Here is a 19,658-nt window from a genome sequence, read left to right as displayed (position 1 = left end):
CAAGTTCTGCAACCCGGCCCGGCAGCCAGGGAAGAGACGGTGCCCCCGATCCGCCTCGCCATCGTGGGTTTTGGCAAGATCGCCCGCGATCAGCATGTCCCCGCTATCGCCACCACACCAGGCATCGCGCTCACGGCCATTGCGAGCCATGATGGGGGGCTCGAGGGAATCCCCTATTTCAAGACTTTGGACCATCTCCTGAGCGAAGGACCACAGATTGATGCCGTGGCACTCTGCACTCCGCCGCAGGTCCGCCGCGCCCAGGCGGAGGTCGCACTCGCCGCAGGCAAGCACGTGCTTCTCGAGAAGCCCCCGGGCGCTACAGTAAGCGAAATCGCTCCGCTCGTCGCACAAGCTCAGCGGGCGGGCAGGACCTTATTCGCCACTTGGCATTCCCGCTTTGCGCCGGCCGTCGAACCCGCCCGTGCCTTCCTCGCGGAACGGACACTTCGCGCCGTGACCATCGCGTGGAAGGAGGATGTGCGGATCTGGCATCCGGGCCAGGCCTGGATCTGGGAACCAGGCGGTCTTGGTGTCTTCGACCCCGGCATCAATGCCCTGTCGATTCTCACGGAGATTCTGCCACGTCCCATATTCCTCACCCGGGCGGAACTCGCTTTCCCGGCAAACCGCGCGGCACCGATCGCTGCCGATCTCGATTTCTCCGACACAAACGGCCTCGCCATCCACGCCGAATTCGACTTCCGCCAGACCGGGCCGCAGAGCTGGGACATTCTGGTCGAAACGGCTGACGGCGTCCTCGTCCTCTCCAAGGGGGGAGCCGAATTGGCTCACGACGGCAAAAAACTCGTCGAGACGCCTGAGGCCGAATATCGCGGCATTTATCGCCGTTTCGTTGAACTCATTGCCGGAGGGATGAGCGACGTCGACCTCGTCCCCCTCCAACATGTCGCGGATGCCTTCATGCTGGGCCGCCGCACATTGGTCGAGCCGTTCGAGGATTGACCATGACATACATCGAAACAGTGGGTCCGAACATCGTGCGCGAGCACTTCGGTCATCTGCCGGACGGAGCCACTGTTGAGCGTGTGCGGCTCTGTGGCAGAAACGGCTTCGAACTCGCCGTCATTACTTTTGGTGCCACTGTCCAATCCCTTCACGTGCCAGACCGTACAGGACGTTGCGCCGACATCGTGCTTGGTCATGACGATTTTGCGCCTTATTTCGCGCATCGACGCTATTTCGGCGCCACTATCGGTCGCTATGCTAACCGTATCGCGCACGGCAGCTTTTTACTCGATGGCCGGCGATTCCAGGTGACGGCCAATGATGGGGTGAACAGTCTGCATGGCGGTGTAGCCGGGTTCGACCAGCGGCTATGGTCTATCGAGGCCCTTACGGATGATCCCGCGCCCTCGATGACATTGGCCTATATCAGCCCCGATGGAGAAGAAGGCTATCCTGGCACACTCAGCGCCCGCGTCACTTATACCGTGACCGAGGATATTGGGTTCTCCATCGCCTTCGAGGCGATGACCGATCGACCCACCGTCGTCAACCTCACGCACCACGGATTCTTCAATCTCGCCGGCGTTGATGCGGCAGAAGATGTGCTCGACCATGAGCTCCTCATGATGGCGGATGCCTATCTGCCTGTTGATGAGACCCTGATTCCGCTTGGCGGGCCGGAGCCTGTTGTGGGCACTCCGTTCGATTTCCGTCAGCCGCAGCGGATTGGCGCGCGCCTACGAAACGGACACGAGCAGCTTCGTCTTGCGCAGGGCTACGACCACAATTTTTGCCTCCAAGGCGGCCGGACCGAGGCACCGCGGCTCGCCGCCCGAGTCCTGCATCGCGCGTCCGGCAGAGGGATGGAGCTTTTCACCGATCAGCCCGGTCTCCAATTCTATTCCGGCAATTTCCTTGACGGGTCGGTGCCGGGAAAACGCGGCCGCCTCTATCGGCAAGCCGATGCCTTTTGCCTTGAGCCACAAGCTTGGCCTGATGCGCCCAATCGGCTGGACTACTCCTCCGTCAGACTCGATCCAGGCGAAGTTTACCGGCACCTTTCCTTCTACCGTTTTTACTCAACCTGAACCGGGGGAGACCACGGATGCAAGGCAACGAACATGACAGCCATTGACGGATGCAGCGACATGGGAAAGGGCAGGTCGATCGAACAGGTTGCGGCCACGCTCTTGTGCGCGGAGCGCTGCCATCTTGGCGAGGGCCCAGCCTATGATGAGGCGAGCGATACGGCCTGGTGGTTCGATATAGTGGAACGCCGCCTGTTCGAAGCCAGGCTTGGCGACAGCGAGATCTTCATCCATCCGTTGCCCTTTATGGCGAGCGCTCTTGCTCACGTCGACGATAGGCGCCAACTGATGGCAGCCGAAGATGGTCTCTATCTGCGGACCAAGGACAGCGGGGTGCTGCAACAACTCGTGGCGATCGAGCCGGACAATCCGATCACCCGGTCCAACGACTCGCGGGCACATCCGAGCGGCACGTTCTGGACCAGCACCATGGGGCGTAAAGCCGAAGTCGGAGCAGGCTCCATCTATGCGTTGCATCGCGGCGCGCTGCAACGCCTGTTCACCGGTCTCACCATCCCCAACGCCATCTGCTTTTCTCCGGACGGGACGATGGGCTATTTCGCCGATACCTATGAAAATGTGCTCTACCGTGTGCCGCTCGATCTGGCGACGGGTTTGCCGTCAGGAGGGCCCTCCGCGCTCCATCGGCGCGAGACACCGGGTTGGCTTGATGGCGCGGTGACTGATGCGGACGGTCTCATCTGGTGCGCCTGCTGGGGCGGGGCCTGCGTCGAAGCCTTTTCGCCGGATGGCGCTCACCTGCGCACCGTGGCCGCCCCCGCGCTCAATACGAGTTGCCCAGTCTTTGTCGGCCCTGGTTATACACGGCTTCTGGTCACCTCGGCCTATCAGGATATGGATATTTCGGCGCGCGCTGCTGATCCGCATCACGGCTGCACCTTTCTGTTGGATATCGGTGCGAAAGGCCGGCCGGAGCCTCGCGTCAAGCTTGCTGCCGATCCGTGATAGCGCATGCTAGCGCTTGAATAATAACGTATTCAATTCATTCGGTTCGAATGTTGGAAGGCCGCAACGATCCGCAATGAAAAAACTTTTAATGCAGCTCTATCCGATAATTTTTGACCTTCATGCAAAAGGGCATCGTCTTTTGTAAATAAATAAAGTATCTTTACAAAATTAGGATTGAGGGATTTGATACCAAGTCAGGTGCCTCAGAGCCTGCTCCAACAAGGAGCGAGACGGCGAAACAGCCGTTTCAACCACAAAGTTTCAGGGGGGAACAAACATGAGAATCGTCAGTACAGTCTTGTCCGCATGCGCGTTTGGCGCGATCATTCTTTCGGCTCAGACTCAGGCCGCCGATAAGGGGATCGTCGGCATCGCCATGCCGACCAAGTCTTCGGCGCGCTGGATTGCGGATGGAGCCAACATGGCCAAGGTCTTGAAAGACCGCGGCTACGAAACCGACCTGCAATATGCTGAAGACGATATTCCAAATCAGCTTGCCCAGATCGAGAACATGGTGACGAAAGGGGCGAAAGTCCTGGTGATCGGCTCGATCGACGGAACGACCCTTTCAGATGTCCTCAAGCAGGCCGCGGCAAAGAACATCAAGGTCATTGCTTATGATCGCCTGATCCGGGACACGCCGAATGTCGATTATTATTCGACATTCGATAATTTCCAGGTCGGCGTGCTGCAGGCAGAATCGATCGTGAAGGCGCTCGGCCTGCCGGAGGCAAAGGGCCCCTTCAATATCGAGCTGTTCGGTGGCTCGCCCGACGATAACAATGCCTACTTCTTCTATAATGGCGCGATGTCCGTGCTGCAGCCCTATATCGATCGCGGTACGCTTGTCGTGCAGAGCGGCCAGAAGGGCATGGACAAGGTCGCGACATTGCGCTGGGATCCGGCGACCGCCCAGGCTCGCATGGATAATCTGCTCAGCGCCTATTACACCAACAAGCGTGTCGATGCCGTACTGTCGCCTTTCGATGGATTGTCCATCGGTATCCTGTCCTCTTTGAAGGGGGTGGGATATGGAAGCGGCAACATGAAGATGCCGATCGTGACGGGCCAGGACGCCGAAGTGCCCTCCATGAAATCGATCCTGGCTGGCGAACAATATTCGACCATTTTCAAGGATACACGCGAACTCGCCAAAGTCACCGCTGACATGGTCGATGCCATGCTGAGCAACCAGCCGGTGAAGGTCAACGATACAAAAACCTATAATAATGGCGTGAAGGTCGTGCCTGCTTATCTGCTCAAGCCCGTGGTTGTCGACAAGAGCAACTGGCAAGAGATCCTGATCGGCAGTGGCTATTACGGCAAGGCAGAGATCAACTAATCTCCTCGCATTGAGAAAAGCGGTCGCGTTCTTGCGCGACCGCTTCCCCCAAAAATCTTGAAGGAACCAGGTAATGAATGCGATCCTGGAAATGCGGGGCATCAGCAAGAGCTTCACCGGCGTGAAAGCGCTCAATGACGTGAACCTCACTGTGAAGGCAGGAGAAATCCATGCTCTCGTCGGTGAGAACGGCGCCGGCAAGTCCACCCTCATGAAAGTGCTGAGTGGCGTTTATCCCCATGGGAGCTATGAAGGGGCGATCTTCTACGATGGTGAGGAGCGGCACTTTCACGATATCAATGATACGGAGGCACTCGGCATCATCATCATTCATCAGGAACTTGCACTGATCCCCTTGATGTCTATCGCCGAGAATATCTTTATCGCCAATCCACCCTCGCGATTTGGTGTGATCGACCGCGATACGGTGTATACGCGCGCGAAGGAACTGTTGGCCAAGGTCGGACTTAATGAAGCTCCCGACACGCTCATTACCAATATCGGCGTCGGCAAACAGCAATTGGTCGAAATCGCCAAGGCGCTTTCGAAGAAAGTGCGCTTGCTCATTCTCGATGAGCCGACGGCTAGCCTGAATGAGAATGATAGCGAGGCTTTACTCGATCTTCTTATCGAATTCCGCGCGCAGGGGATTACGTCCATCCTGATCTCGCACAAACTGAACGAAGTCTCCCGCGTTGCCGACCAGATCACTGTTCTGCGGGACGGCCGTACCGTCGACACCATGGATTGCCATGCCGAGGCAATCGAGGAAGATCGCATCATCCGCAAGATGGTCGATCGTGATCTCGAGCACCGCTATCCAAAGCGCGAGCCCAAGATTGGTGCAGCGATCTTCTCAATCGAAAATTGGTCGGTTTATCACCCCCAGCATCCTGACCGCCAACTGATCAAGAATGTGAATTTTCACGTGAAGCGGGGTGAGATCGTCGGGATCGCCGGCTTGATGGGAGCAGGGCGCACGGAATTCGCCATGAGCGTCTTCGGGCGGTCGTGGGGGCAAAAGATCACCGGCCGGGCTGTTCTCAATGGTCGTGAGGTCGATCTCTCGACGGTCAGCCGAGCCATCAATGCCGGCCTTGCCTATGTCACGGAGGACCGTAAGGAGCTTGGTCTGCTTCTCTCCGATGATATCCGCAAGAATGTGACGCTCGCAAATCTCGAGGGTGTTGCGAACCAGCGTGTCATTGATGACATGAAGGAATTCAAGGTCGCAAGCGATTATCGTAGCCGCATGCGCATACGCAGTTCAGGGGTTTATCAGGAGGTCGGTAAGCTCTCGGGCGGCAATCAGCAGAAGGTGGTTCTGTCGAAATGGCTGTTCGCCGGTCCGGAAATTCTGATCCTCGATGAGCCAACTCGTGGCATCGACATCGGCGCCAAATATGAAATTTACTGCATCATAAACGATCTCGCCAACGCCGGAAAAGGCGTCGTCGTGATTTCGTCGGAAATGCCGGAGCTGCTTGGCATCAGTGACCGTATCTACGTCATGAACGAAGGCGCCTTTGTCGGAGAATTCCCGACAGCGGAAGCCACACAAGAAAAAATCATGCGCTCCATCATGCGCAAAGGGGAGAAACGGCAGTGAGCAACAAGACGATCGCACTCGGCGAGAAGCCTATCCACATCAGCTTTCTAAAAGACAATCTGCGTGAATATGGCATGCTGCTATCGCTGTTTGCCATCATGCTGTTTTTCGAAGTCATGACCCAGGGCACGTTGCTACGCCCACTCAATCTCACCAATCTTGTCCTGCAAAACAGCTATATTGTCATCATGGCGCTCGGGATGCTCCTGGTGATCGTGACTGGCCATATCGATCTTTCGGTCGGCTCGGTGGCTGGGTTCATCGGCGCCGTGGCTGCCGTGCTCATGGTGCACTACCATCTGCCTTTCGTTCCTGCCAGCCTCATCTGCCTCGTCCTTGGCGGCTTGATCGGCGCGGCACAGGGCTATTGGGTGGCTTATTTCAAAATTCCCTCCTTCATTGTCACTTTGGCGGGAATGCTCGTCTTCAAAGGCCTGGCGCTGGCGATTCTACAAGGTCAGTCGGTCGGTCCTTTTCCACAGACTTTTCAAAAACTGTCTTCTGGTTTCATTCCAGAAGTTTTCACTGACACCGGCACGCTCTATCCGACCTCTCTCCTTATGGGTGCCGCTGTCGCTCTCGTGCTGGTCTATACGAACTACAAAAATCGGGCACGCCAGCTTAGCCATGACATCAATGTCGAACCCAATGGTTTTTTCATCTTCAAGAATCTGGTGCTCTTCGCGGTCGTTCTTTATTTTACCTATCTCATCGCTTCGCACCGCGGCCTGCCCAATGTGCTCGTCATCATGATGGCGCTCATCGCACTCTATGGCTTCCTTACATCACGCACGACAATAGGTCGCCAGATCTATGCAATTGGTGGCAACGAGAAGGCTGCCAAGCTCTCAGGTATCAAGACCGAACGGCTGACGTTTTTGACCTTTGTGAATATGGGCGTGCTCTCTGCGCTTGCCGGTCTTGTCTTTGCCGCGCGTCTCAATACCGCGACCCCGAAGGCTGGTCTTGGTTTCGAGCTTGATGTCATAGCAGCTTGTTTCATTGGCGGCGCTTCGGCTTATGGCGGCGTTGGACGCGTTACGGGAGCGGTGATCGGCGCGCTTATCATGGGTGTCATGAACAATGGCATGTCAATTCTTGGAATCGGGATCGATTATCAGCAAGTCATCAAGGGGCTTGTCCTTCTCGGTGCTGTCTGCTTTGATGTTTATAATCAGAAGCGATGATTGTGCGTATCATTTGCTTTTCTGGATTACATTGGATGGTAACTTGTGCCGAGCGTTATGGCCATAGTAAGCTTTACGAAAAAGATTCGCGGAGAAGCTGATTGCCTCTCCGTCATTTCCGTGAGCTATATAAAGCGTTTCTCATTTTGCCCATGAACGTGGCGAGAGAGTTAATAAGCAAGGGAGGAAATGAAGATGAACAAGGTGCTGGTGGCTGCCGCGGCGGTGGCTCTCATGACGGCGCACGCATCGGCGAAAGACCTCAAATCAATCGGCCTCTCGCTCGCCTCGATGGATAATCCCTATTTCGTCGCCATGGCCAAGGGCGCTACGGCAAGTGCCCAGAAAATCAATCCGAATGTCAAGATCAATACGCTTGATTTCGATTATGATCTGAACAAACAGGCCACCCAGATCGATAGTCTCATTGCCTCGGGGGTCGATTTGATCCTGCTCAATCCGGGCGATCCCGCGGCTCTGGAGCCGGCGATCCAACGGGCCCATGCCGCCGGTATTCCCGTCATCGCTGTCGATGCAGCAGCCAAAGGCGCCGATATCACCATCACCACGGATAATCGGCAGGCGGGGGAAATCGCCTGTCAATATATCGTCGACAAGCTCGGCGGCAAGGGCAATGTCATCATTCAGAACGGTCCGCAGGTGTCTTCCGTGCGCGAGCGTGTTGAGGGCTGCAAGAAGGCGCTTGCGAATGCTCCGGAGATCGCGGTCCTTTCAAGCGATCAAAATGCCAAAGGATCGCATCGGCATGGCATGAATGTCATGCAGGACCATCTTTCCCAGTTTGCGAAGATCGATGCGGTCTTCACGATCAATGACCGGCAGGCGATTGGCTCTGATTTTGCCGCGCAGCGCCTCCATCGCAACGATCTCATCATTACTTCGGTCGATGGCGCGCCTGATATCGAGGTCGCTCTCAAGGCGAAGAACACCTGCATCCATGCCTCGGCCAGCCAAGATCCCTATGCGATTGCCCAGCTTGCCGTTGATCTCGGCAATGATCTTCTGAACGGCAAGAAGCCCGAGCAGGATGTCATTCTCATCGCGCCGAAACTGGTCACGCGTGAGAATGTCGCTGAATACAAGGGTTGGCGGGCCGAGCGTTAACCAGCGCACCAACATCAACCGCAAAAGGGAGACCTCTTTGCGGTTGATGCGTTTCAAAGAGCTGGAACAGTTGCTCCAGTATCCATTCTTATTGAAGCGCGACTCGTCACGGTTCAATAAGGACAAGTGGATACGGTTTAAAAAGTGACGGTTCGAGAATCTGTGATTCTCGATACGAGGCAGGGGATTGAAAGGCTTCATCCGGCTGACATCATCCGCGTACCAGGATGGACGGCATGAAGCCTCAAGGGGGGTGAGAATGGCATCGAAAAAAGCAGGGCGGCAGCTTCTGCGGGCCACGAGAATCGCGGGGATTTTGGCCTTGGGTTTTGGACTGACGCAGGGCGGGACGGCAGCACGGGCCGCGGATGTCGCGCCGCCAGCCCAAGTGGCGGTGTCGCCCGCGCCTCCCGTCCCGGAACATGACTGGGCCTTGGGGACTTGGGGCGGGGTGCGCTCCGATCTTTATCGCAAGGGTATCGATTTCCAATTCGTCTGGGTCAGCGAAGTCGCCTATAACATGACCGGCGGCGCGGAAAACCGCATCGCCCAGGCCGGCCAGTTGAACCTTGGCGTCACCTTCGATCTGGAAAAATTATTCGGCGATCCGGGTGCCATCTTCCAGATGACCTTCGATAAGCGCGAGGGCCGCAATCTCAATCATGATGCCGGCCTCGACATGCTGGTCCAGCCGCAGGAAGTCTATGGCCGCGGTGACATCTGGCGCCTGACGCAATTCTGGTACGATCAGAAATTCGCCAATGGCGTGATCGATTGGAAAATCGGCAAGATGGCGGTGAGTGAAGACATCACCCAATATCCTTGCGTGTTCATGAACCTGTCGTTCTGCGGCTCGGCGCCGGGCCGCGGCCTCGCCGGCAATTATTTCTTCAATTATCCGATCGGCCAATGGGGCACGCGGGTGCGCTTCAACGCGCCGGAAGCCTATTTCACCCTGGCGGCCTATCAGATGAACCCCAACGTCTTGAAACAAAGCTATGGGGTGAATTTCGATTTCAGCGGCGGCAACGGGGTCCTGCTGCCGATCGAATTCGGCTGGCTGCCGGCTTTTGATGGAGGCCGTCTGCCCGGTGTCTACCAATTCACCGCCTGGTATGGCTCGCAGCAGGCTCAGGACGTCGTGGCCCTCAATTATCCGAATCTCGTGCCGCTCAGCGATCTGCCGGTGGGTGGCCGCTGGGGCGTGAGCTTCCAGATGTCGCAGCAGCTCACGCATCCTTCCGATGATCATCCCAAACAGGGCCTGAGCCTGATCGGCAGCATGGTGATGCTTGATCGGGCGACCTCGACGCTCAACAACCAAGAGACCATCGGCCTCGTCTATCACGGACCGTTCGAGAACCGTCAGGGCGATGAAATCGCCATTGCCTGGGGCCGCACGGAGGTCAATTCGCGCCTGACCAATGCCGCGATCCTGTCCAATGTCCTCGTGCCTGGCTCAGCCGTCGTGCGACGCGCCGAATATCCCTTGGAAATCTACTACAACTTCCATGCCTATAACGGCATCGATGTGCGTCCGAACTTCCAATGGATTCACTGCCCAGGTGGTGTTTGTAACAAACCGGATGTGGCCATCCTCGGTGTGAAAACTGTCATTAATTTCTGAAGCTTTCAAGGCAAGGCTTTGCCTTCAACAAGGGTGATGTATCGTCGCCAAGTTTTTATGTTACTTGTATGTTGATGTACCGCTTTCATCCAGTATTCTATGCTTTTACAAAACCACAAAAGGTAAAAGCGGGCGCTGACTGAGTAGTCAGTATTGGGGAGGATAGTTCTTATATGTACAATGCTGATGCAAAATCTCGCGCGCTTTTTATTTCGCGGCGTATTCTGATGCGTTCAACTTTTGGCTTGGCGGGTGCGATGGCCTTTCCAGGCCTTGGCAAGACACAGAATGACGCCAAGTTCGGAACACCTCCAAGCGTGATTACTCAACCCCCACGGCAATGGGGACCAACCGCACCTCCTTCTCCCTATCCCGACCCTGATATCCTTGTTCTCGATCCATCTTTCAACGACCTGCTCTTGGGAATTACAGCAATCCGCCGCGTCTGGACGGGTGGTCGTTGGTTGGAAGGACCAGCGTGGTCAAGCCAAGGTCATTATCTCGTCTTCAGTGATGTACAAGCTGATATACAATATCGTTATATTTGGGAGACTAATCAGGTCATTCCGTATCGGCAGCCTTCGCATAATAGCAACGGTAATACTTTTGATTTTCAAGGACGGCAAATATCCACTCAGGATTTTTTTCGACGGTTGGTGCGATGGGAACATGATGGCAGCATGACTGTGCTATCCTCTCAATTTGAAGGCAAATCTTTGAATTCTCCAAATGATATTGTCCCTCATCCTGATGGCAGCCTGTGGTTTACGGATCCCGCCTATGGCATGACGCTTTCCGAAGGTCACCCAGACATGGCCAGAGGCCCCGCTAATCCGCAGGGATTTTTCAATCCGCGCCTCGGGGCTGAGAATAGCGATCTGATCGGAGGACAAAAGCGGGAATTGCCGAGCAATGTCTATCGACTCTCACCAGATGGCCATCTCGATGCGGTTATTCAGGAGAGCCAAGTGCCAGATCCCAATGGCCTTTGCTTCTCGCCGGATTACAAGACACTTTATGTCGTAAGCACTGCAAAAGCACCAAGCGATAATGGCCCCGGTGGCAAAGGCGTTATATATGCATTTGATGTGCAAGGTGACCGGCCACGTAATATGCGTTTGTTCACGGACATGGTCGTTGATGGGGTACATTGCGGACCGGACGGATTACGGGCAGATATTTTTGGTAATCTTTGGTGTTCATCAAACGGACCGCTCGGTTATTCAGGCGTTTTAGTCTTCAATCCATCTGGTAAGTTGATAGGTCGCCTACGCCTTCCGGAGGTTTGTGCCAATGTAGCCTTTGGAGGGCCAAAGAGAAATCATCTCTTCATGACTGCAAGCCAATCGCTTTATATATTGCAAGTCCAGACTCAAGGTGCTGCCCCCGGCTAGAACATCAATTTGTAAAAGGGGGCGGATGCCCAGGGCCCAGACCCCTGGCCCGCCAGTTCGCCTGATCAGCTTTCCTGGCCAGCGCAACGACATCGCCTTTGCCCATAACCTGAGCGACGGCATCGAAGCTGGCGACACCATGGCCGACAAGGGATAGAACGCCGACCATCCCACCGGTAGGATCGCTGTCGCCAACTTCATGGGCGGAAGGAGCCAGAGGCTCCATCAAGCAAAGCCTGATGGAGTGGCGAGTGGAGGGTTCGTCAAACTCGCTGCTATCGCCACCTGACTCGAATAGCTAAATCGCCACTGCGGCCTAGCGATTTGACATGCCTCACGGGTGACTGCGCATCATCTGCAAGCGCTCACGAAATTCCTCGGAAACCTGCTGCGAGTCGAAACCATTGCGGAGGATCTGAGGCTTGATGAACATGATCAATTCGGTGCGGCTGTCAGATGAATTATGATTGGTGACGAGATCGTTCAGGAAACGGATCTTGCTGATGATGGGGAGGCCGGACCGGGTTCCATTGGTTGTTTCCTGGATCAGCCCGGCGAGCAGAACCGTCTGACCATTGGGAATGGCAATGGTGCTGCGAACCCGCCGTTGCGAAATCGTCGGTGTCAAATTCGTCGGGTCGGGGTTTGTCACCGCGCTGATTTGCTGCTCGATATCCAGCGCCACCACGCCATTGGCATTCACACGCGGCAGCACATTCAGGATAATGCCGGTATCCTTGTAATTGACGCTGTTGACGATCGCCGGGTTCGCCGTTTGTGTCGAGGTCGCCTGCTGACTGAGGATGGGCACCTGATTACCGACCTGGAGCACGGCGGGCTGCCGGTCGAGCACGACGAGCGAAGGTGTCGAGAGAACCTTGACATCCGTGATATTCGACAAAGCATTGATCACCACACGCGGATTGGCGATCTGACCGATCATCAGGTTCACCGCCGGATGGGGCGTGACCAGGGGAATGCTGGCATTGGAAATACCGGCGCTTCCAAGCATCTGCAACGAGCCGGCGGAACTGTTGAGATAGGCTTGTACGCCGTAATTGAGCGCATCCGTCAGGGTGACTTCGGCGACGGTCACTTCGATCTCGACCTGGACCGGTGGCCGGTCCATGGCGTGAATGGTGCGTTCTATCAATCGATAATCGAGCCGATTAGCGTGGATCAGCAGCGAATTAGTCGAGATATCGGGCGTAATGCGTATAACCTTGCTTTGACGGTCATCGGGCGCTTGCGAACTCGTATTATCAGTGCGTGTGCCAGAGGTCTGCGCAGCTGTTGCAGGGCTGAGGCTTCCGTAAGGATTCGAGTTGGCCGAGCTGGATCTCAATCCTGCGTTCGCGAACAGGGATCCTGCTGTGACTCGGCCGCTTCCACTTTGATTGCTTGATTGACTGCTTGGTTCCTGGCTGGAACCACTCCCGCTCTTGCTGAAGCCTGCCTGCATACTTGAGCTGGATGAGTCACCCGGCTGAAGCACATTCTTATCCTGATCCTGGCCGGTTTGGCCGCCGCTGCCGCCATAGATCTGGTTCAGCATGGCCGCGACGTTTTTGGCATTGGCATATTGCAGCTTGTACACGTTGACGCCGAGGGCGGCGTAATCCGCCTTGTCCAGCTTGGAAACCCACCGTGTCACTTTATCGATGGCGGCATGGTTTCGCGAAACGGCCAGCACCGCGTTCAGCCGGTTGATCGGCTGCATCTGGACAATATCCTTGCTCAAACCGCCTTCGCCAGTGCCAAGGATACGATGGACTTCGGCAATGACCGTGTCCGGCGCCGAATTGGTGAGAGGCAGAATGGCGACGGATCGAGTTTTGAGCCAATCGACATCGACCATGGAGGCCGCATCGAGCGCGGCCTGCCGCTCTGAGGCCGTTCCCTGAAAGATCAGAAGATTGGAATCGGCCTCCATCCGGACCGAGCCGCCACGGCTCCCCAATCCTTCGAGAACGCGTCCGGCCAGCGCGACGGGGACATTCTTCATGCCGATGACCGTCACGCCAAAGCCTTCGCCCGCTTCATGGTAGTGGACATTCTGAATCGTGGTGGCGTCGCCGGCCGGCACGACCCGGTAAAGGCCGTTTTGCTTGAGGATGACGGCATTGATCCCGCTCAAGGCCGATTCCAACAGTCTAATCAGGGATTTGCGTGGAACCGGCCGGGATGAGGTCAAGCTGATCTGCCCATTCACGCGCGGATCGATGACATAATTGACCTGCAGGACATCGCCCAGCACGGTCTTGATGACGGCTGTGGCCTCGGCATTTTCGAAATTCAACTGATAATCGCCCGCGCTCTCCACAGGCGTCAGCGTGACATTACCCGTAACCGCGCTCGCGCCGTTTTCCGCGAAATCGCTCGCATTGGCTTGGGCAGCGCCAGCGATTCCTCCGCGAGAAATGATGGGTCCCGGAGCCGCGGGGAGCGGCGAAGCGCCAAAGGTATCGTTTCCATTCGTGCTGGAACGCGCAGCCAGATCCTGCCCGCCAAAGCCATTCATCGGTTTGACCTGACTAGCCACTTCCGGTCCAGTAATTCCATTACAGCCTGCAAGAATCGTCGAAAGAGCAAACAACAGGGTCATCAGCGTCGATCGCCGAGATAGCCATGCAAGAACCGCCTGTGCTGCGCCAGTTCCTTGGCGAGCACTGCCCGGTCCGTCTAAGAGGGAAGACAGAGACTGACGCGGATAGCGCGTCAGGAAATGTCCGTTCACTTGGTTCACCCGATGAAGTCATCCTCGGTCGCAAAAGTCCACAATGTGAGCGGCAAAGCAAGGTGCATCGTGGATTCTTGATTAAATTTCGAAGTCGGCGCCGAGCAGCGCGCGTTTACTCATGCTCAAAGGACACGACAATCGCCCGTTCATTTCCCGAGCTCGAGATCATTTCATATTGTTGAGTTGAACGCAAAAATGTCTACGCTGTCACACAGGCATGAGTGGCAGCGTAGACATGATGAGATGCGCGAAAGGGCTGCACCGCGAACGATGCAGCCCCGCAATATTCTTTAGGGTGCCGTATAACAGTATTTTGCTAGAGTACCCGCGACGGATGTGGATGTTAGATAACTGACGAAGGTATTTAGCGCGGCCTCCGTTCCTGGATCTCGGTATGTAGGAGCACTACCTCCCCCAGTAGAAGATCGGTTTACCCTGATGGCGGACTGAAGGATCGCGGTGTAGTTAGTCTTGACGCTGCCCTGACTTGAAGATGTGCCATTATAACCAGCCGAAAACTCGATGGCCGGATATATTCGAGCCGATTGCCCGGTCTTCGGCGCGCCATTTGGAAAATATCCAACGGATCCAGCGGTCGTTCCGGTGCAAATCGCTGATGCGGCGATAAACCCGACGGGCTTTGCCCCCGTGCTGACCGCGCTGTAAACCGCATCAATATTCGTATAGGTGACGAAGGTCGCAGGAAATGTCGTTGAGCCGAATTGATTCTCCAGATATTCCAACGTCGCTTCGCCATAGGGCGCTTTTGTCGGGTCGGCGACTGCTACGCTGGTGAAGCCGCCTGTGGAATAGCCATTCGCGGCATTAACGGTACTGGTATTGCTCCAGAATGCGAGAGTGCCGATGGCGTAAGTAAATGGGATACCTTCGACATCGGCATTGTAGTTATTGTAGAGATCGAATGGTCTTGTTGTATCGGCCGATAGAAAGAGATCGACGTTCAGGCTATTGCCGCTGCTCGTGATTTGGGTCTCGAGCGAAGCAGAAGATCCGTTCTGAACCACGACAACGCTATAGGAAGGATTGGCGAGAACAAAGGCGGAAATAATATTGCCGATTGGGCTCGTTGTTGGGAAGCCGCTGGTCGTCCCGTAGAAATTCGAAGCTACAGCGAGATTGATCGTTGTCGTCGCATTCGCTTCGACCCCGGCAGATAGTAACATGGCCGCCGAAGCGGCGGCAGGCACCAAATGCTTCATGTTTCTATTGAACATAGTCCTTCCTTTACGAATACTTGGATTAATGATCGCAGCCCGCCGCCCGCAAGCCGCAAGTTGGAAAATTCACCACGAAATTTCTCTATTTATGGGCGGCGGATTTCGGGTGAAACGGCGAATACTTTGCTCGCTGGCCGAACGCTTTAAACAATGGCTCAACTGGAATCGTCTTCGGTCCATTCGTGCAATGGGGAGGGCGATTTTTATCGCTAACATACCGATATAAAAAGGAGTGTTACCCGTATGTGTCACCTTGAAAACAAGCGACCGAGCGAGATGTCGTTCCAGCTCATGACTCTCGTTCTGTATTCAGGAGTAGTCATCAATCAGAAATTTTTTGGGAGCGATGAAAGCGCCTTGAATCTGTAATATTTTCCGATTGAATGAAATCATTCGATCGGCTGAAATTGCTTCAGGTTCATAAGTTTAAGCATCTTCTTTTCGATCAAAGAATGTCATCTTTGATCGGGCTATGCTCTGAGAGAACACGTCAATGCCGAAATTGGATAGCGGATGCCCTATATCAAGTTAAGCTGTATCTATATGTATCATTGAAAGTGACAAAGTCAATCGCTTTTGCCAGCCTGTTGCCACATTTTGTACTAATTTTCGGCGCTTTATAATGACGTTTACGCCGCGATTATTTTACGGTCCGGCCATTGCGAAATCAGATTTCAAGATCTGATTTCGCAATGCGCACCATGCACCATTCTCTCCATAGTTGTGTTAATGCTTCATCAAGATGATGACCAAAGAGAACATGATTATTTAAGGGCGATGCAGCGACTTTATCGCGCAGGCTGGCGCGCAAGGCGGCCAGTTCGTGTGGCCGTTTGGTCCATTCCACGGCCAAATTAATATAGGCTTCCACGGTAGGGGTGCAGAAATCCGCAAGCCCTGCCGCGGTCAGATGTGACGCGGAATGACGTCCAGCAAAAGTATCGCCGACGCATGTAATCGTCGGGACACCCATCCACATGGCTTCGAGTGTCGTGACCCCTCCTGAATAGGGGAAGGGATCAAGCGCGAGATCAACTCTCTCGGCATAAGCCTCAAGAAGTTTCAATTGATTGGTTTCGCCAACAAGTTCCACGCGTTCACGTGCAAGCCCCCCGCTTTCAAGGACTTTATAGATGGCTTCCTGTGTGCTCGCCTCGCCCAAACCGCCATAGACCATCAGAATACGTGCGTTTGGCACTTGTTCCAGGATCTTGGACCAAGCCCGAGCCACTTCACTATTGAGTTTCGCGGGGCGGTTGAAACAGCTGAACGTGAAAGTTCCTGTCTTAGTATAGGGGAGCGGACCGACATCAACCTCTTGAGTCGGTGGATGATAGCAAACATAGCAATCAGGTAAACGGATGACCGGTTCCAGATAGAACGAATCATGCTCAAGCGGAATTTCAACCGGGTCGGCAATAATGCCATCGTAAGTATCGAGCCCAACCGTGCCGACATAGCCGGCCCAGGTCAACTGGATGGGCGCCGCACGCATGGCGAATAAGGAGAGGCGGTTTCCGCTTGTGTGCCCAGCGAGGTCGAAAAGTATGTCGATTTCTTGCTCGGCAATCAACTCGGCAAGTTCGGTATCATTGAGCTCGGATATATCATGCCAGGATTTCGCAAAGGCTTTATATCGCTCGCTGAAATCGTCGTCACGGCGCTTTGGGTCCGTCTTATAACAAAAAATCTCATAGCCTAGCGTCGCGAGTTGCTCGAATGCCCGTAGGGTCAAGAAGGCCACGGCATGGCGATGCATGTCGCCTGACACCAGCCCTATCCGTGGTTTCCGTTGTGGGTCGGGATTGTTCGTAAAAGACAGTCTATCTTTCGACGCGTGAGGCTGAGCCAGTTTTCCCCATTTTTTATGGGCCTGCAACAAATCCGCCTCTGTAACCCCCGGCTTATGCTGCAAAGTAAAAAGTGGCGCACCTGCAACGTCTATATTGTCGGGTGCTATCTCGCTTGCTCGGCGATAGCATCCCATTGCCTCTTCGATACGGCCTTGCCCCAGAAAGCCCAAGGCGCGTGCAAGATACGGTGCCCATTGCAACGGATCTAATTCGATAGCACGGTCGACGAAACTTAATCCAAGTTCGTACATACGATGACCGATGAGAAAGTGGCCCCAGGCATATTGCGCCAGAGCCATTTTCGGAGCGACTTTCGCTGCCACTTCAAGGAGGCGACTCGCTTGTGGCAGATTCGATTTTTCGCTATTCTGCGTGCCGAGTTTTACTAGAATGTCGTAATTTTTGTTGTCGAGAACGGCCGCTATACGCAGGTCATGAAAGGACTTCTCGTCCTCATCACTCATCGCATAGGCTAGGCCGCGCAGCCGATAGACATCCGCATAGTTCGCATCAAGTTCGATCGCCCGGTCACATGCCTCGATCGCCTCTTGGCGGCGGCTTTCGGTCAGCAGAGCGAGTCCGAGATTAAATTGAGCCTGTGGCAGATAAGGCATCAGTTTGAGGCCTTTCCGTAGATAGGAAATGCCTTCCCGGGTGCGACCTATTCGTGCAAAACAGGCACCCAATTCAGTCAGCGCTGATCCATGCTCAGGTATGACTGCAAGCTCACGCTCAAAGGCTTTGATGGCTTCGGCAAACCGGTTGAAGTGACATAATGCGACCCCGTGCGAATAATGAAAATTCGGTTCATGTGGTGCTCGGCGCGCTGCCTCTTCGAATTCATGGAGGGCTTGTCTCCATCGGTTTTCGCGAGCGTATTCGACACCTTTTGCATGATGTTTACGACCGCGACGGATCTGGATGGGGGGAGTCATTGCTTGCAGCAAGATTTGCTGTTGAGGCCCCACGCCGAATCGAGAAGGGTGTGAGTGCAGGAGTGAATTAAGATTCTCGGCCATTTCGCGATCCCAGGCGGAAAATGAGCGTGGTGCTAAAGCAACGTGTGAAGAGAAGCTGTGGCAGGAAAGGTGAGCAGGCGATTTCTATTCTTGAAAAGAACAGTGCCGAAACCGCTTCCTTGTAGGATGCGGTAGGCCATCAGTGAAACAGTCGGCGGCCGGCAGAGCCGTCGACGCAAAATGATGTTTGGCTCGGAGTAATCGTAATCCTATGAAAGCACACCATCATGGTCGACTGAGGAACCAAGATGCTGGCTCGTCAGCCACAGCAGGAGCTTTGGGAGACACCATGCTGATGAGTTAAAACTTATATTGATGAGATTATAGCTTGCTGCCGGCTTCAAGTAAATTTGAATTAAAACTTATTTTGTAAATGAGAGCGGTTCGACTGAGTCATTTGCATACAGAAACGCACGCAGAGCGTCCTCGAATGACTACATTCTGAAAAGCAATTATATGTCGCCGCGGCCGGTAGTAACGGTTCAGTGGTCGCGGCTGGTGATATCGTGACACTGAAGGTGGCTTCTTCAGTGGTTTTAATGGGTAGCCTTCATTTCAGTGTCGGCGCGAGTTTCGTGAGCGCCAGTTCATTGACGACAGGGACTTTCTGCTTGAGGAGATGGGTGAGATAGGTTTGGCGCTCGTTGGTCAGACGTTGGCGTCGCATCTGTTCGGCGAGGGGGCCTTTGACTTCGGTGAACGGCAGAGGCTCGCTGCCGGCTTCCCGGATGTCGAGGATATGCAGGATGTGCCAGCCGTCGTTGAGCCGGATTGGCGCGGTTGTCGCTCCTTTCGTGAGCCCTGAAACCGCCTGCCGAATCTCTGGCATCAACGAAGGTTCCGCCAGCCAGCCGATCTCGCCACCTTTGGCGGCTTCTGCCTTGGCATCGGAATATTCCCTTGCCAACACTTCGAAATCGCCGCTTTTCCCCTGCAGTTTTTTCATGAGTTCGTCGAGACGCGCGCTGGTTTTCTCGTCCTTCGTCTTATCGTCCTTGGTCTGGTCAATTTTGGGAGCGGCGATGAAGATCTGCGCTAACTGATAGCGGCGTGGCGCGATGAGAGCGCTTTTATTGGCGTCATAGGCCGCGCGAACTTCGGCCTCGGTCGGATAAGTGTCGGGGACATGCGTCACAGATTGCAGATAGAGTTCCATCAGCAAAGCGTCATGCGCCTGGTCGAGACGGGCTTTGATCGGGGTCTTCTGATCAAAACCTGTGTCATGCGCTTCCCTTAGCAGCACACGATCAGCGAGATAACCGCGCACGAATTGCGTCAATTGAGCCGGATCCTTGGTGAGCGTGGCCCGGTCGGTCTCCGGCAAAAGATCGATACGTGCACGGATCTCTTTCATGGAGACATCCATTCCGCCAGCACGGCCCACAATGTCATCATCCACGGCGAAGACGGGCGTCGTCAATGACAAGACAGGGATCATCGACAGAAGTGTTTTACGGAGCATCTCCAAATCCTTGATTTAATCCAAAAGAGACCCGGT

Annotated in this window: 14 protein-coding genes; 9 read left to right on the top strand and 5 right to left on the bottom strand. The window is 54.8% G+C overall.

The annotated features are described in order from the left end of the window. Positions 1-39: 39 nt before the first annotated feature. From BIND_RS15585 to BIND_RS15545, 9 genes are all read left to right on the top strand, one after another. Complete coding sequence (locus BIND_RS15585) at positions 40-966, top strand: Gfo/Idh/MocA family protein (RefSeq protein WP_041778921.1); 927 nt, start codon at positions 40-42, stop codon at positions 964-966. 2 nt (positions 967-968) lie between these two features. Beyond that, on the top strand, positions 969-2,057 hold the full coding sequence (locus BIND_RS15580) for an aldose epimerase family protein (protein WP_012385985.1): 1,089 nt from the start codon (positions 969-971) through the stop codon (positions 2,055-2,057). 33 nt (positions 2,058-2,090) lie between these two features. Further along, a complete protein-coding gene (locus BIND_RS15575; protein WP_012385984.1) occupies positions 2,091-3,023 on the top strand; it encodes an SMP-30/gluconolactonase/LRE family protein in 933 nt (310 codons plus the stop codon). Between the two features lie 280 nt (positions 3,024-3,303). Then, positions 3,304-4,368: a multiple monosaccharide ABC transporter substrate-binding protein gene (gene chvE, locus BIND_RS15570; RefSeq protein WP_012385983.1), complete on the top strand. Its 1,065-nt coding sequence runs from the start codon at positions 3,304-3,306 to the stop codon at positions 4,366-4,368. Positions 4,369-4,441: 73 nt separating this feature from the next. Continuing rightward, the gene (gene mmsA / locus BIND_RS15565; RefSeq protein WP_012385982.1) at positions 4,442-5,977 is read left to right on the top strand and encodes a multiple monosaccharide ABC transporter ATP-binding protein; all 1,536 of its coding nucleotides are present in this window, start codon (positions 4,442-4,444) and stop codon (positions 5,975-5,977) included. Continuing rightward, positions 5,974-7,164 carry a multiple monosaccharide ABC transporter permease gene (mmsB, locus tag BIND_RS15560; RefSeq protein ID WP_012385981.1) on the top strand — a complete coding sequence of 397 codons (1,191 nt, stop codon included), beginning with the start codon at positions 5,974-5,976 and terminating at the stop codon, positions 7,162-7,164. The genes mmsA and mmsB overlap by 4 nt, the downstream gene beginning before the upstream one ends. Before the next feature lie 195 nt (positions 7,165-7,359). Beyond that, a complete protein-coding gene (locus BIND_RS15555; RefSeq protein ID WP_012385980.1) occupies positions 7,360-8,289 on the top strand; it encodes an ABC transporter substrate-binding protein in 930 nt (309 codons plus the stop codon). A 259-nt stretch (positions 8,290-8,548) separates the two neighbouring features. Next, the gene (locus BIND_RS15550) at positions 8,549-9,916 is read left to right on the top strand and encodes a carbohydrate porin (protein ID WP_012385758.1); all 1,368 of its coding nucleotides are present in this window, start codon (positions 8,549-8,551) and stop codon (positions 9,914-9,916) included. 173 nt (positions 9,917-10,089) lie between these two features. Continuing rightward, positions 10,090-11,310, top strand: a complete 1,221-nt coding sequence (locus BIND_RS15545) for an SMP-30/gluconolactonase/LRE family protein (RefSeq protein ID WP_012385979.1) — start codon at positions 10,090-10,092, stop codon at positions 11,308-11,310. A 4-nt stretch (positions 11,311-11,314) separates the two neighbouring features. Here BIND_RS15545 and BIND_RS15540 read toward each other — a convergent pair whose 3' ends face one another. The 5 genes from BIND_RS15540 to BIND_RS15520 form a co-directional block, all read right to left on the bottom strand. Next, a complete protein-coding gene (locus tag BIND_RS15540) occupies positions 11,315-11,536 on the bottom strand; it encodes a hypothetical protein (RefSeq protein ID WP_041778159.1) in 222 nt (73 codons plus the stop codon). Positions 11,537-11,644: 108 nt separating this feature from the next. Continuing rightward, positions 11,645-13,915 carry a type II secretion system secretin GspD gene (gene gspD, locus BIND_RS15535; RefSeq protein WP_148210668.1) on the bottom strand — a complete coding sequence of 757 codons (2,271 nt, stop codon included), beginning with the start codon at positions 13,913-13,915 and terminating at the stop codon, positions 11,645-11,647. 425 nt (positions 13,916-14,340) lie between these two features. Continuing rightward, on the bottom strand, positions 14,341-15,285 hold the full coding sequence (modA, locus tag BIND_RS15530; protein ID WP_012385977.1) for a molybdate ABC transporter substrate-binding protein: 945 nt from the start codon (positions 15,283-15,285) through the stop codon (positions 14,341-14,343). A gap of 670 nt (positions 15,286-15,955) precedes the next feature. Beyond that, positions 15,956-18,160: an O-linked N-acetylglucosamine transferase, SPINDLY family protein gene (locus BIND_RS15525; protein ID WP_012385976.1), complete on the bottom strand. Its 2,205-nt coding sequence runs from the start codon at positions 18,158-18,160 to the stop codon at positions 15,956-15,958. A 550-nt stretch (positions 18,161-18,710) separates the two neighbouring features. Further along, a complete protein-coding gene (locus BIND_RS15520; RefSeq protein ID WP_012385975.1) occupies positions 18,711-19,622 on the bottom strand; it encodes a peptidylprolyl isomerase in 912 nt (303 codons plus the stop codon). Positions 19,623-19,658: the final 36 nt, after the last annotated feature.

This window comes from Beijerinckia indica subsp. indica ATCC 9039, assembly GCF_000019845.1.
Lineage (GTDB): Bacteria > Pseudomonadota > Alphaproteobacteria > Rhizobiales > Beijerinckiaceae > Beijerinckia > Beijerinckia indica.
The sequence above is the reverse complement of the archived record's forward strand: the minus strand, read 5'-3'. Positions and strand labels throughout refer to the sequence as shown.

Bases quoted from the DNA above. Each gene is read 5' to 3' on its own strand.
- BIND_RS15580 (WP_012385985.1), top strand. From the start codon at position 969: ATGACATACATCGAAACAGTGGGTCCGAACATCGTGCGCGAGCACTTC.
- BIND_RS15575 (WP_012385984.1), top strand. From the start codon at position 2,091: ATGACAGCCATTGACGGATGCAGCGACATGGGAAAGGGCAGGTCGATC.
- chvE (WP_012385983.1), top strand. From the start codon at position 3,304: ATGAGAATCGTCAGTACAGTCTTGTCCGCATGCGCGTTTGGCGCGATC.
- mmsA (WP_012385982.1), top strand. From the start codon at position 4,442: ATGAATGCGATCCTGGAAATGCGGGGCATCAGCAAGAGCTTCACCGGC.
- BIND_RS15555 (WP_012385980.1), top strand. From the start codon at position 7,360: ATGAACAAGGTGCTGGTGGCTGCCGCGGCGGTGGCTCTCATGACGGCG.
- BIND_RS15550 (WP_012385758.1), top strand. From the start codon at position 8,549: ATGGCATCGAAAAAAGCAGGGCGGCAGCTTCTGCGGGCCACGAGAATC.
- BIND_RS15545 (WP_012385979.1), top strand. From the start codon at position 10,090: ATGTACAATGCTGATGCAAAATCTCGCGCGCTTTTTATTTCGCGGCGT.
- BIND_RS15540 (WP_041778159.1), bottom strand. From the start codon at position 11,536: ATGGAGCCTCTGGCTCCTTCCGCCCATGAAGTTGGCGACAGCGATCCT.
- gspD (WP_148210668.1), bottom strand. From the start codon at position 13,915: ATGACCCTGTTGTTTGCTCTTTCGACGATTCTTGCAGGCTGTAATGGA.
- modA (WP_012385977.1), bottom strand. From the start codon at position 15,285: ATGTTCAATAGAAACATGAAGCATTTGGTGCCTGCCGCCGCTTCGGCG.
- BIND_RS15525 (WP_012385976.1), bottom strand. From the start codon at position 18,160: ATGGCCGAGAATCTTAATTCACTCCTGCACTCACACCCTTCTCGATTC.
- BIND_RS15520 (WP_012385975.1), bottom strand. From the start codon at position 19,622: ATGCTCCGTAAAACACTTCTGTCGATGATCCCTGTCTTGTCATTGACG.